This is a genomic window from Alteromonas sp. KUL17 (assembly GCF_006538305.1).
Lineage (GTDB): Bacteria > Pseudomonadota > Gammaproteobacteria > Enterobacterales > Alteromonadaceae > Alteromonas > Alteromonas macleodii.
Genome location: NZ_BJKJ01000032.1, coordinates 1 through 13,507, shown reverse-complemented (window position 1 = coordinate 13,507; position 13,507 = coordinate 1). Strand labels below are relative to the sequence as shown.

Genomic DNA, 13,507 nt, shown 5'->3' with positions numbered 1-13,507 from the left:
TTTGAAATTTTAAAGGCAGGTCTAGAGTAATACGCGAGCTCCTAAATGCTTGACTTTGCTGCCTGTGATTGTCTTTCCTCAACCACGTGACACGCAGCAATAACGTTAACAAAGCCGGGCGTTAGGAATATGTAAAATCATAACAATCAATTAACCTGACATGAGGGTGAAACAATGGCATTTAGAAACGAAGAGGACAAAAAAGCGTATTGGAGGGAGAATCTCGCTCTTCTCGCCAAGCTTTTAGTTGTTTGGTTTATCGTATCATTCGGTGCCGGCATTATTTTTGTCGATATCTTAAATGAAATCCAATTTTTTGGCTTTAAATTAGGCTTCTGGTTTGCACAGCAGGGCGCAATTTACGTATTTGTTGCATTGATCTTTGTCTACATGGCGAAGATGAACGCCATGGACAAACGCTACGGCGTAGATGAGGAGTAAATCATGGACGTTCAAACTTTAACGTTTATTATCGTTGGCGCATCGTTTGCGCTTTATATCGCTATCGCTATTTGGGCTCGCGCAGGCTCAACTAACGATTTTTACGTTGCAGGTGGCGGTGTACCTCCCGTTATGAATGGGATGGCAACGGCAGCAGATTGGATGTCGGCAGCCTCGTTCATTTCAATGGCGGGTCTTATCTCATTTATGGGGTATGACGGTGCAGTATATCTAATGGGGTGGACAGGTGGTTATGTTCTACTTGCGCTTTGTTTAGCTCCCTATTTACGTAAATTTGGCAAATTCACGGTACCTGACTTCATTGGGGATCGTTATTACTCACAAACCGCGCGTACGGTTGCTGTATTTTGTGCAATCTTCGTTTGCTTTACATACGTTGCAGGTCAAATGCGTGGCGTAGGTGTGGTATTCAGCCGCTTCTTAGAGGTTGATATTGTGTCTGGCGTGGTTATCGGTATGGTTATCGTGTTCTTCTACACCGTACTTGGCGGTATGAAAGGCATTACTTACACGCAAGTTGCACAGTATTGTGTAATGATTTTCGCCTACATTGTACCTGCGGTATTTATCTCTATGATGGTAACAGGACATATCCTGCCGCAAACCGGCTTTGGTGCAACCTTAGCAGACGGTTCGGGGGTGCATATGCTGCAGAAACTCGATAATTTATCTGTCGAGTTAGGCTTTAACGAATACACCTCAGGAACAAAAAGTACCATTGATGTATTCTTTATCACCTTTGCGTTAATGGTAGGTACAGCGGGTCTTCCACACGTAATCGTTCGCTTCTTCACTGTGCCTAAAGTTCACGATGCGCGTAAATCTGCAGGCTATGCACTAGCGTTTATCGCAATTCTATATACCACAGCACCGTCACTAGCAGCGTTTGCCCGTGTGAATATGATCGAAACCATTAATGGACCTGAAATGACGGGAACCAGCTATGAAGAAGCGCCGTCGTGGATTAAAAACTGGGAACAAACTGGCCTTATCACATATGAGGATAAGAACGGTGATGGCAAGATGTTCTATTCGGGTGACGAGCGCAACGAAATGAAAGTTGACCGCGATATCATGGTATTGGCTAACCCTGAAATTGCGAACTTACCTGCGTGGGTTATTGCACTCGTTGCAGCGGGTGGTGTGGCAGCAGCACTGTCAACGTCCGCAGGCTTGCTGCTGGTTATTTCAACCTCTGTTTCCCATGATTTACTGAAACGAAACTTTATGCCAAACATAACCGATAAAGCCGAGCTCATGTATGCGCGACTTGCTGCTGGGGTGGCCATTGTTATAGCAGGTTACTTCGGTATCAATCCGCCAGGCTTTGTTGCACAGGTGGTGGCATTTGCCTTCGGCTTAGCGGCGTCGAGTTTCTTCCCGGCAATTATTATGGGTATCTTCAGCAAGCGCATGAACGATAAAGGTGCTATTGCTGGTATGATTTCAGGTATTGCCTTCACTGCGGCTTACATTATTTACTTCAAATTTGTAAACCCAGCGGCCAATACGTCTGACAACTGGTGGTTTGGTATTTCTCCTGAAGGTATTGGTACTTTAGGTATGATGGTGAACTTCATTGTGGCTTTCCTTGTGTTCAAAGCAACAGATGAAGCGCCAGAAGAAATCCAAGAACTGGTTGAAAGCATTCGTTATCCTAAGGGAGCGGGTGAAGCATCAGCGCACTAAACTAATGTTGCCTTAAGATAGGCTTTAGCAAAATAAAACCAATCTACTGGCGAAAGTGAGTAGGTTGGTTTTTTCTTTTTGTGAACTGGACATTTCCTATGACTGCGATGGCTAAACAAGTTGAAGACTTTCTCAACACATCAGCACCTTTTGACGTGCTGGATAAAGAGCAAAAGCTTGAGCTAGTAAAACATACTGAATTGATTTACCTGACAGCGGATAATGTGGGCGACCTGCAAAAGGGCGAAGCGTCACTTTTTCTTATTCAAAATGGACAGTTTTCCGTCCAAGATTCAGATGCCCCTTTACGCCATTTAAGTGAGGGCGACTACTTCGGCTACACCAATATAATGGAAAAACGTAATTTTTCATTAAGCATCAGTGTAGACAGCCCAGGTCTGGTTTACTGTTTTGAAGCATCTGCTGTTACCCCGTTATTTGAACTGCCAGCAATTCGAAATTTTTTTGATGGGCTGCGCAATAATGCCCTTCAAAACCATGCTATTTCCGATAGTAATTCCATGTGGCTTTATAAAGGGCTTGAGGATGTTATTAATAAGTCTCCCGTGTCGGTGGACGTAGAAACCTCAATTACAGCCGCGGCGCAGCTTATGACAACTCAGAAAGTATCGTCATTGCTGGTTACACGAGAAGATAAGCTTATTGGCATTATCACCGACCGAGACTTACGTTCAAGAGTGGTTGCTGCCTCTCTCGATATTCATCTTCCAGTCAGCCATATAATGACGCCTAATCCTGCGCAGATAATGGGAAATAGAACGCTATTTGATGCCTTGGCGCTTATGACCGAAAGGAACATCCATCACTTACCCGTTATCGACCAGCAAACCCTTGTGCCATTGGGTATGGTGACAGCCAGCGATATTATTCGTCATCAGCGTGGTAACGTTCTTTTTATAATTGGAGAGCTAAGCAAAGCGGAAAACCTTTACGAATTAACACGGCTATCCTGGCAATTGCCGCATTATTTCTCTGCTCATGCGAAAAAAGCAGGGGACTATGACATTGCTGGCAAAATTTTGTCTCAAGCTACCGATATTATGACAAGAAAGCTTATTGGCTTTTTCCAACAGGCTAACGGTAAAGCACCCATGATGTTTGCGTGGCTTGTTTATGGCTCACAGGCAAGAGAAGATCAGACGATGGGTTCGGATCAAGATAATGGACTGCTTCTTGCTGAGCGGCCAAGCGAAGCGCAAGCAGAATATTTCGCAAAAATGGCTGATTATGTGTGTAACGGTTTGGCCAAATGCGGCATTAAACTGTGCGATGGTAATATTATGGCGAGCAATCCTAAGCTTAGACTCTCACTTGAAGAAGCCATTGAAGAAGCTAAGCGATGGGTAAAGGCGCCAACTAAAGATGCGATTATGCACTTTAATATTTTTCTTGATGTTCGCTGCGCAGCCGGGGATATAAGTTTATTTAAGCAGTTGCAGCGTCAAAGGGCCCCCTTGATGAAGCAAAATATGTTCTTAGCAGCGCTTACGAGAAATAGTAACGAAATATCGGTTCCGCTTTCCATGTTTCAAAAGTTCATTTATGAAAAAGGCCGTAAAGAGAAGGACGTGATCGACCTTAAAACCCGAGCCGTGGCCTTAATCAACAATATCGCCCGCATATACGCGCTAGCTGATGGCGTGACGTTGCCTAATACACTTGCCCGGTTAGACGCGCTATCGGAAAATTCACAGCTCTCAAAAAGAGATGCGACTAACCTACGTGATATTTGGCTATTTTTAAATCGTTTGCGTTGGCGTCATCAGTTGGAAAATAAAGTAACGGACAATCGTGTGTCGGTTTCAAGTTTATCATCGATAGAAAAGCATCAGCTAAAAGCCGCATTCAAGGCTATAGAACGAACCAATCAAGCAATGGTTATGAAGTTCTCTGGCGGCGTAAGTTAACCCCATGATAACGCGAATAATCGAAGCCTGTGCATCGGTACTGTTTGGGAAGCGTCAATTCAGAAAGTCGTTACGTGATAAAACGTTGGGCGACACCCCTTTGGCGTCTGTTGATTTAGAGCTCACATCGTTAGACCCTGTGACAACTCAAATTACATCGATTGGCTATGTAAGTGGTTCAGCTGGAAAAATTACGCTTTCCTCCAGTGGCTATCACGTTATTAATACGTCAGCGGACTTAGGACAAAGCCCTGTAATACACGGATTGACCTTAGATATTTTGCAACAAGGCGAAGGCTTAGCAGACGCCATCAATTCATTGCTACCACTACTGAAGACACATGTTCTAATTTTTCACAATGCGCGATTAGATTTGATAGCGCTTGATAGTGCCTTCAAACGGTGTGGATTACCGCAGATGGAAGTGCTCTATATTGATACGCTTCAGCTCGCACTTTATCAGTTAAACAAACAACATCAGGTGTTACCGAGTAATAGTGCAACGCTAACGGTTTGTAGGCAACGATTAGACTTACCCGCGTTTCCTGAACACAACGCACTAGATGATGCGTTAGCGACAATACAATTGTTTTACGCCCAGCTAAATGAATTGGGAATTACTTGGGAGAATTCACTCGAGTCTTTGGCTCACACGAATGCTGTCGGCCGTTTTAAGCTGGGAGCACCGCACTAGCGTCTAAAGCGAGGCAATGCTAATTATAGTGCCTAGGCCTTAAGTTTTGTGGGGTGACTCGGTGCGTTTATTTTGCCAGCGCTTACCGCTGTCGGCGACACGAGTTGATTCCGTCCAGAGGTTTTAGCCACATACAGATTTTTGTCTGCTTCTAACATGACGTAGTCTATAGTTTTATTGTCATCAGCATGCTTGACGGCTAAGCCTGCACTTAGCGTAACGCGCTCATACTCAGATGCCGCATGAGGAATATTCAGGTCATAAACCGTTCGCAATAAGCGCTCAGTGACGGCCTTCGCACCGTCTACATCGGTGTTAGGCAGAATAACCAAAAACTCTTCACCGCCAATTCTCACTAATTTGTCCATAGGTCGAAGAAGGGCGTCGTTGATCGTTTTACTGACCTTCCACAAACAGCTATCGCCATCTATATGACCATACATATCATTGAACAGTTTAAAGTGATCAACATCAAAAATAACCAAGGAGAGAGGAGTAACATTACGCAACCCATCTCTCACTAAACGGGGTAAATAGTCGTCTAAATAGTGGCGATTGTAGGCACCTGTTAACTTATCTACATAGATAAGCTTTTCGAGCAAATCGTTTCTAAGCTTGTGATTGATGTGTGATTTTACACGGTTGCGTAGGGTACAAGCGTTTACCGGCTTCACCACAAAGTCAACGCAGCCTGATTCCCAACATCTCGACTCTTCTTCATCACTTGACGAAGAGGTCACGAAAATAATAGGAATGTGAGCACACAACGGCTTTTTTCTTAACAATGCGGTGGTCTGATGCCCGTCTAATTCGGGCATTGAAACATCCATGAGGATTAGGTCAGGCGTATGGTACTTGCAATATTCAATTGCTTCTCTACCTGAGCCCACAGAGGCGCAGGCGACTGTGTCTTCAAGTAAAGTTTCCAGAACAAGTCTGCTGCTGGCTTGGTCGTCGACAATCAGTACTTTGCAATCTGCTAAAGTTCGGTCGCCAACTTGTTCAATATACACAAGTACTCCTAAACACAAAAGTGAGTGTTCAGGTTCAAGAGTACGCCTAATTTTAGAAAATGTGGATTAACCAAAAGTTTAATATTTAACCATTTGGTTCAATTTCACTCTTATCTTCTTACTTTATATCGTTTCTAAGAAAACAAATTAAACACTGCAAGGCCAAATACGCCGAAGGTACACAGCGTACCTATCATATAAAAATAGCTTCTTGGGCTTGGATTTTTTTCTGTAGCGATTGCGTAATACAGTCCCATATGAATGATGCGACTTAGCGCGTAAATCCAAACAAGTGCTGCAAGTATGCTGGTTGATGCGCCAAGAAAAATGCAAAGAAGAGCTGGGAGCGTAAACTGATGAATATTTTCGAGCGAATTGTGAAATGTTCTGTGGCTTCTGAATACGAAACTATCATGACTCAATTCCTCGCTGACTTTCCCAGGAATATAGCGAGACTGTTTTCTGTGAGCGATAGCGGCAACGATGTTTTGCACGAAAACGGTAAAGCTTATAAGCAAAAGACCCGCAATACTATATGTGTAGACTGTGAACACGTGAACTCCTTTCTTTATTCCTTGAATGGATTCAGACGACTGGTTAGATGACAACGAAGGTTTGTTTAAACATGCGTATGTTAAACATGCCCGTGACCAACTAACCGTTTAATGTTTTTACGCCCAGACTTCTTGAAGAGATCGAAGCACATGCATAAATCGATGAACGAAAGCACTAATTTTTAGTGCTTTCGTTTTCAGCGCTTTTCTTTGCAAGAGGGATTACAGCGCCGCTTTAACATCGTTTGGAAGCAACACAGTATCGATCACGTGAATAACACCGTTACTCGTCATGATGTCGGCTTTAATCACATTTGCGTCGTTTATCATAACCTTATTCATATCAGTTGAGACCATTACCTTGCTTCCTTCGACGGTAGTGGCATCAGATAGCCCAGCTACATCTTTTGCTGTGACTTTACCCGTTACTACGTGATAAGTGAGAATTTTAACAAGGGTTTGCTTATTCTCAGGTTTCAATAGCATTTCAATGGTGCCTGCCGGGAGTGCAGCAAAAGCTTCATCGGTGGGAGCGAAAACAGTGAATGGCCCGTCTCCCTTTAGTGTAGTGACCAAGTCTGCAGACTTAACTGCGGTGACAAGTGTTGAGAACATGTCGTTGCTTGCTGCGGTGTCGACAATATCTTTATGTCCATCCTTTGCATGATGGCCAGCAACCGCTGAGGCACTCAATACAACTAAGAAGAACGCACTAATTAACTTTTTCATACTCTTTCCTTTTACCTATTACATTACGTTAAGTGAAATTCAACATCCTTCGTTTCGTCAACTACTGACCTACGCCACTGAAAGCTACTGAACTGAAAATTGTTACGGCACTTCAGGGAAATTTGATGATTAACTTTGTGTAATGCCAAGTCGCAATGTATGAGCACCTAATGAAGCGAGTAAAATTATGCGTTGAACGGGCTTTAAAGTGAGTTGTAAATAAAATGTAAATTCATGGCGCTCTGCTATACTTAATCTATCGAGTAAATAAGAAAGGTGCCTATTATGAATGCTCGACTCGCTGTTCCTTTGTTGTTATGCATAGTGCTTGCCGCTTGCCAATCTACTGATAATCAGCATGTAAAAGCTGCGCCCACTCTGTTAAATGACAGTCTCTTTCCTTCCTATACGTTATTTCCCGTAGAGTCTTCAGATGAAATTTTTTACTTAGACGAAGACGCACAGTTTTTTGCCGAGGGGGCAGTTTACGAAAAAAGTATCCTGCAAAAGAATGTAAAAGGGTTAGTAAAAGCAATTTTCGATCATTCTGATCGTGGGATGCTTTATCGTAACAGCGCAAATACAACGGCAAATACAACATTTAATAACCGAGCCGCGAACTGCCTGTCTCTTTCTATTATGGCGTACGCTTTGGCAGAACACGTTGGACTCAATGCAACATTTTACGAGGTGGAAATTCCGGAATACTGGACACGACGAGAAGGGTATAGCTTACTGAATGGGCACATTAACCTTCGACTCTCATTGCCAAATGAAAGTCCTGTTGCAGCTGTGGGAGGAACGTGGGCAGACGTTGATTTTGATCCACAAATGCTGCGAAATTACTTCCCAAGAAATGCCGTTTCCAAAAACAAAGTAATAGCAATGTATTACAACAACAAAGGAGCAGATGCCTTAGTGGCGAACAGCTACACTCGGGCCTACAGCTATTTTCGTGCAGCAGCAAAAGTCGCTCCCGAACTTCAGCAGAGCTGGGTGAACTTAGGTGTGCTTTATAGGATGGTGGGTGAATATGAGCAGGCTGAAATGACATACAAACACGCACTATCGTTAAATGAAGAAAACTTAACCGCATGGGAAAATTTATCCATTCTTTACACTTATCAAGATAGAGATGACGAGGCTTTAAAAATAACGCAAATGGTAGAAGCTAAGCGGAAGCATAATCCTTATTACCATTACATTTTAGGAGAACAGGCACTTGAGGCAGGTGATATTGCATTGGCAATAGTTCATTACGAAAGAGGACTAAGACTTGATAATGCGCGCCATGAGATTCTATTTGGGATGGCAAAGGCCTATCACGAGTTAGGTGATGTAAGTGAAGCTCAACGTTATCTAGAGCGAGCGGTCAGGTATTCGTCCAATGAGCAAGAAAAGCAACGCTATTCGTCAAAACTGGCAACGTTAGCAAGCAGTTAAAAAAAAGCCGCAGACTAGCTGCGGCAAAAGAATAACACTACAAAAGGAACTTAATTTATATAACGCCCAGCTCACGAAGGCGCTCTTGCAGGTATGACCCTGCGGTATGACGTTCTGAAAGAACAACATCTGGTCTAGGGTGTAAGAACAGCGGCAATGAAATACGAGATTTCGTCATGTCAGCACCATCTGGGTTTACAACCCTATGCGTAGTTGATGGGAAGTATCCGCCAGATGCTTCTTGAAGCATGTCGCCAATATTCACAATCAAGTTCCCGAAATCACACGGAACTTCAATCCAACTACCGTCTTTAGCTTGTACTTGCAATCCAGGCTCGTTGGCTGCAGGCAAGATAGTAATCAAATTAATATCTTCGTGAGCAGCTGCGCGAATTGCGTCTACTTCTTCATCACCTTTTAGTGGTGGGTAGTGCAGTATACGTAGCAAGGTTTGATCAGAATCTTTGATCATGTCACCCAGCGGTTGACTGTACTTATCGCTCACCTCTGAAGGAGAATGTTTTTCTATCCAACCCAATAGCTCTTTCGCTAGTGTGTTTGCTTCCCCATAGTACTGGGAAATCTGCGGGTGTAGCGCTTCTGGACACTGACCCCACGGATAGAAGTGGTAATACTCTTTAATGTCTTTTTTCGTAAAGCCTTTGGCTACCTCAGATACGCTCTGAGGGAAAAATCCGTCTTGTTTACCCTTGTTGTACAGGTAATCGTTCTTCTCTTCACTGTCGAAGAAGCCCTGCCAATTGTCGTAAATACCTTGAACTAATGACTGTTGGATAGGGTGATTTTTTAAAACACCGAACCCTGTCTCGCGAAGTGACTTCACGAATTCTTCTTGTGCGTTTTCCGCTTGGTAATCAACAGCAACTAATTGCATAACTTTATCCCGTATATTTTGACTGCGGCATTATAAAGGTAGACGGGCTACAGAAAAAAGTCGCAGAAATTGACATAAATCAACCCCGCGAGGAATTTGCGCGTAATTTACAGAAACCTGACCAGTTAGTCTAGTAAAATCTTGACCAACTGGTCCAAATTAATGAAATTTAACCAAGAGAGAGGTAAAAGCCCGCTAGCGCGGCACTCATTAAGTTAGATAACGTTGCAGCAATAACAGCTTTTAACCCCAGTCTCGCAATTTCTTTTCTGCGTGTTGGTGCCATGGCACCAATTCCACCCATCAAAATAGCGATAGAAGAGAAGTTTGCAAAACCACAGAGTGCAAAGGTGATAATGGCCTGAGATGCTTCAGATAGCTGTGATTGGTTCTCTAGAAAATTAAGGTAAGCAACGAACTCGTTAACCACCATTTTCTGACCAATGAAGCTACCTGCAAGTTGCGCTTCCTCCCATGGTACGCCGATTGCCCATGCGAGAGGTTGAAGCACATAACCCAGGATCCCTTCAAACGTAACGTTTTCATAGCCAAATAGCGATGCTGTCCAGCCAATAAGGCCGTTGAACATGGCAATGAGTGCTATGAAAGCGAGCAGCATGGCGCCTACGTTTAACGCAAGCTGCATGCCTGACGCTGCGCCACTGGCGGCTGCATCAAATACATTGGCGTAGCCGGTATCTTCAGCATCTACGTCATGTAAATCTTCATTTGGCTTACTGGTTTCTGGCAACATGATTTTTGCCATAAGTAAGCCACCTGGCGCAGCCATAAAGCTGGCTGCTAGCAAATACTTAAGATCTACCCCCATGCCAGCGTAGCCCGCCATTACTGAACCAGCAATTGACGCCAAACCACCCACCATAATGGCAAATAGCTCAGAGCTCGTCATGTGTGGAATAAAAGGGCGAACCACAAGAGGCGCTTCTGTTTGGCCCACAAAAATGTTGGCAGCAGAAGACATGGATTCAGGTCGGCTAGTTCCCAGCGCTTTCTGTAAAAAGCCACCGATAACCTTGATGATCAAACCCATTACTTTGAGGTGATAAAGAACGGCAATAAGCGCCGAGAAAAACACGATAACTGGAAGCACGTTAAAGGCAAAAATAAACGCGATCGACTTGTCGCCAATAGGACCGAACAAGAAATTAATGCCTTCTTGGCTATAAGCAATGATGTTGGCGACAAAACGCGTCGCGCTCAACAATACTTCTTTACCAGGTTCAGAATACAGGACAAACGCGCCAACGGATGCTTGAATAGCAAATGCGCCACCAACGGTGCGCCAATTTATATTGCGTTTCGCCGATGATAACGCGAAGGCAATACCCAGAAGGACTGCAATGCCCAGTAAACTCACCATAGTAATGTTCCCTTAAAGAAGCGCTTGCTGGATGTGTGATTTGATCACATCTAATGCAATTTGGTTTTTACCACCTTGCGTCACTACTACGTCGGCAGTGAAGCGGCTAGGTTCGATAAATTGATGATACATAGGCTTAACAGTTTCTTCGTACTGTTTTGCCACAGATTCAATACTACGACCGCGTTCTTTTAGGTCGCGCATCATTCTGCGCATCAAACAAATATCAAGAGGAGTATCAATGAAGATCTTCACGTCGTACAAAGGAAGTAGATCAGTACGGGCAAGTAACATAATGCCTTCAAGAATAATTACCGGCGCTGGATTGAGGCGCTCAGTTTCAGGCAAACGCGTATGCGTTTTATAGCAATAGTGGGGATAATCAATGGGTTGACCATCGCGCAATGCTTGCAAATGTGCCTTCAAGAGCTCATGTTCAAATGCATTTGGATGATCATAGTTATTCTTCTCACGTTGTTCCATGGGAAGATGATCTTGCGCGCGGTAGTAGTGATCTTCGCGCAACACTTGAACTGGGCGGCCTTGAGCACTGAAGCCGTTAAACAAATTTTTTGTAAAAAGAGACTTCCCAGAGCCAGAAGCTCCAGAAATGGCAATAATAAGTGGCGATTGCATAGTACTATAAAGCTGGTTTTGTTGGTGCAAAGATACGCGTTTAGGCCTCGCGAATCAATGTTATATTCACAAGTTCTCGGTTTTTGGATCGGTCTTTGCTAGAACTTTATCGTATTTTCAAGGTATTGCAGGGCGTTTAGTCAGCATGCAAAAAATACCAAAAAGTTCTCCAAGTGGTCAGTTTTTAACTGTCAATATTAAGAATGCACTAGTTTCCAATAATTTCTATATCCTCTTCCTTAACATTAGGTAGCGCGTATGAGTGTTGCTTTGAGCGAGAGCCTTCGCCCTGTGCTCTAGGTGGATAATAAGTTTCTTTTTCTACGTTGTAAGCCGAAAACACTTCGTCGAGAGCTGCCCTTATTTCACTTAGAGTTTTATCTAAGTTCGCATTGAAATCTGGACGTTTACGTTTAGTGTGACCCAACTCGATAAGTCGGCCGAAGCACTTGTTTGCTAATGTCATTAGTTCTTGTGGCACATCTTTGTGAGGAGGCAGTGGTTCCAGTGGATTATCTATGCAGTACCTAACTAGCGCAGTATAGAAACACAGGGGCTTATTCTGCAGCGTCACTGCTTTCTCATCTATACCGTTAGAAATGGTTTTATCTTTTAGATTGATTACGAGCTTGGGAGACGCGGGGGCGATTTCTTCAATAGCATTACGCCTTTTTCTCGTTCTATTTGAAACAAAAAATAGGGGCGCTATGAACAACGAAATGATAAATCCGCTCCAATTGAAGGTTAAAAAGCTTGAAGCCGATTTGCTACGCAAATTGACATTAATTTCTTGTTCAGCATTAACAAAATTGACTGTAATTACATTAGGGTAGGACCTGAAATCCTCTGAATCTAAAGTTACACCTTGAATTCTTTCTACTAAAACAGGGTAACCTTCCTGTTTGAGGGTATCGTTTAGTCGTCCCAAATATTGGGAAATAGCAAATTGATTGACAGGTGTGTTAAGCGTTTTATTTCCAACATCTAGAAACGCACTATCTAAACCAATTCTTTTTTGTACGTTATCTACGGCTTGATGTAAAGAAGACTGGTATGACAGAAATTGGGCAATAAATGCTACTATTTGTAGACTCGCCACAAGTGCTAAAGTAATGCATGAGATAAATGCTCGAGACCTGAAATGAATACTCTTATTGCCCATCATTTACACCCTTCTTCAAGCGATATGGTTTTGTAATAGGGTCTTGGGTGTGACGTTGCGATTTCGTGAACCACCGATTGCATAGCACAGAATAAGTCGGTATTTTGCGTTTGCATTTTCAAGTACCACTGCATTCCACTCACACTCTCTTGCAACGGTGTAGCATAGTTTCTTGAGAACTTTTCCTTATCGTCTTCCGCCCAGTATGAGGAGATAATGTCGATGTCTCCAGCAAGCAAAGCTTGCCTTAATTCTTGGTGAGAACTGTAATATACAACATCTATATTACTGTCGCTCAACCCTAAGTTTTGCATAACAGTTTTTGGGACAATATGTCCCGAACGACTGCTTGGATAGTCGAGAAGACCAATACGCTTACCTAACAGGTACTCTTTAGAAAGCTGAGGTCTCTCGTGTACTGCAATGAAAAAGGCAGAATAATCAGGGTGTGAGGCGATTTTAGTAAAACCATAAATCTCGTCTGCACCAAAGGCATCGACTACGTTGCTCTTAACCAATACCAAATCGACAACACCGTGATTAATATAACGAAAAGTGTCATAATCGTTCTGCCCAACAGTAACTTTCACCTTGCCGTATTGCCTTTTTATCGTGTAGTTGCTACACAACTTCTCTCTCGCCATTTCAGCAATTTTCGCGTCTGTAACATAAACAGAAAAAGCGTCTGTATTACGCTCTAAGCCTGTTTCGCAGGTTAAATATTGGCCAGTCTGAGGGGCGATATCTGGATAATATATTAAATTTTGGAAATAGCTTATCGAGCCGCAAGTAATAGCAGCGATAAAAAATATTACCCACTTTCCGGATGCAATAAGTCTAAGATTCGTCAAAAAAAACGACCAAATGAATTAACGATTTATTGGGTAATTTCATCAGTTAAGGTTATTTATTGCAATAGAT

Annotated in this window: 13 protein-coding genes; 5 read left to right on the top strand and 8 right to left on the bottom strand. The window is 43.1% G+C overall.

What is annotated here, in order from left to right; genetic code table 11:
- Positions 1 to 174: 174 nt before the first annotated feature.
- The 4 genes from KUL49_RS18810 to KUL49_RS18795 all read left to right on the top strand — a co-directional run bounded on the left by KUL49_RS18810 (position 175) and on the right by KUL49_RS18795 (position 4,773).
- Positions 175 to 441: a DUF4212 domain-containing protein gene (locus tag KUL49_RS18810; RefSeq protein ID WP_014950817.1), complete on the top strand. Its 267-nt coding sequence runs from the start codon at positions 175 to 177 to the stop codon at positions 439 to 441.
- Between the two features lie 3 nt (positions 442 to 444).
- Positions 445 to 2,151, top strand: a complete 1,707-nt coding sequence (locus tag KUL49_RS18805; protein ID WP_131138261.1) for a sodium:solute symporter family protein — start codon at positions 445 to 447, stop codon at positions 2,149 to 2,151.
- Positions 2,152 to 2,249: 98 nt separating this feature from the next.
- Positions 2,250 to 4,079, top strand: a complete 1,830-nt coding sequence (locus KUL49_RS18800; RefSeq protein ID WP_131138260.1) for a putative nucleotidyltransferase substrate binding domain-containing protein — start codon at positions 2,250 to 2,252, stop codon at positions 4,077 to 4,079.
- A 4-nt stretch (positions 4,080 to 4,083) separates the two neighbouring features.
- Entirely contained in the window at positions 4,084 to 4,773 is a 690-nt protein-coding gene (locus KUL49_RS18795; RefSeq protein ID WP_131138259.1) for a 3'-5' exonuclease, read from the top strand.
- 32 nt (positions 4,774 to 4,805) lie between these two features.
- On the opposite strand, the gene KUL49_RS18790 is transcribed toward KUL49_RS18795, so the two are convergent.
- From KUL49_RS18790 to KUL49_RS18780, 3 genes are all read right to left on the bottom strand, one after another.
- Positions 4,806 to 5,786: a diguanylate cyclase domain-containing protein gene (locus tag KUL49_RS18790; protein WP_131138258.1), complete on the bottom strand. Its 981-nt coding sequence runs from the start codon at positions 5,784 to 5,786 to the stop codon at positions 4,806 to 4,808.
- A 134-nt stretch (positions 5,787 to 5,920) separates the two neighbouring features.
- A complete protein-coding gene (locus tag KUL49_RS18785; RefSeq protein WP_014950813.1) occupies positions 5,921 to 6,340 on the bottom strand; it encodes an MAPEG family protein in 420 nt (139 codons plus the stop codon).
- A gap of 222 nt (positions 6,341 to 6,562) precedes the next feature.
- Positions 6,563 to 7,069, bottom strand: coding sequence for a fasciclin domain-containing protein (locus KUL49_RS18780; RefSeq protein WP_039228607.1), 507 nt, complete (start codon positions 7,067 to 7,069; stop codon positions 6,563 to 6,565).
- Positions 7,070 to 7,354: 285 nt separating this feature from the next.
- On the opposite strand from KUL49_RS18780, the gene KUL49_RS18775 reads away from it, so the two are divergent.
- Entirely contained in the window at positions 7,355 to 8,512 is a 1,158-nt protein-coding gene (locus KUL49_RS18775) for a lipopolysaccharide assembly protein LapB (protein WP_131138257.1), read from the top strand.
- A 55-nt stretch (positions 8,513 to 8,567) separates the two neighbouring features.
- Here the strand turns inward: KUL49_RS18775 and KUL49_RS18770 are convergent, their stop codons facing one another.
- The 5 genes from KUL49_RS18770 to KUL49_RS18750 all read right to left on the bottom strand — a co-directional run bounded on the left by KUL49_RS18770 (position 8,568) and on the right by KUL49_RS18750 (position 13,437).
- Positions 8,568 to 9,407: an isopenicillin N synthase family oxygenase gene (locus tag KUL49_RS18770; RefSeq protein WP_014950810.1), complete on the bottom strand. Its 840-nt coding sequence runs from the start codon at positions 9,405 to 9,407 to the stop codon at positions 8,568 to 8,570.
- A 169-nt stretch (positions 9,408 to 9,576) separates the two neighbouring features.
- The gene (locus tag KUL49_RS18765) at positions 9,577 to 10,788 is read right to left on the bottom strand and encodes a NupC/NupG family nucleoside CNT transporter (protein WP_131138256.1); all 1,212 of its coding nucleotides are present in this window, start codon (positions 10,786 to 10,788) and stop codon (positions 9,577 to 9,579) included.
- Between the two features lie 12 nt (positions 10,789 to 10,800).
- Entirely contained in the window at positions 10,801 to 11,424 is a 624-nt protein-coding gene (udk, locus tag KUL49_RS18760) for a uridine kinase (RefSeq protein WP_014950808.1), read from the bottom strand.
- A gap of 208 nt (positions 11,425 to 11,632) precedes the next feature.
- Complete coding sequence (locus KUL49_RS18755; RefSeq protein WP_308805577.1) at positions 11,633 to 12,589, bottom strand: hypothetical protein; 957 nt, start codon at positions 12,587 to 12,589, stop codon at positions 11,633 to 11,635.
- Positions 12,586 to 13,437, bottom strand: a complete 852-nt coding sequence (locus KUL49_RS18750; protein WP_242633894.1) for a hypothetical protein — start codon at positions 13,435 to 13,437, stop codon at positions 12,586 to 12,588. Before KUL49_RS18750 ends, KUL49_RS18755 begins: the two co-directional genes overlap by 4 nt.
- Positions 13,438 to 13,507 lie beyond the last annotated feature (70 nt).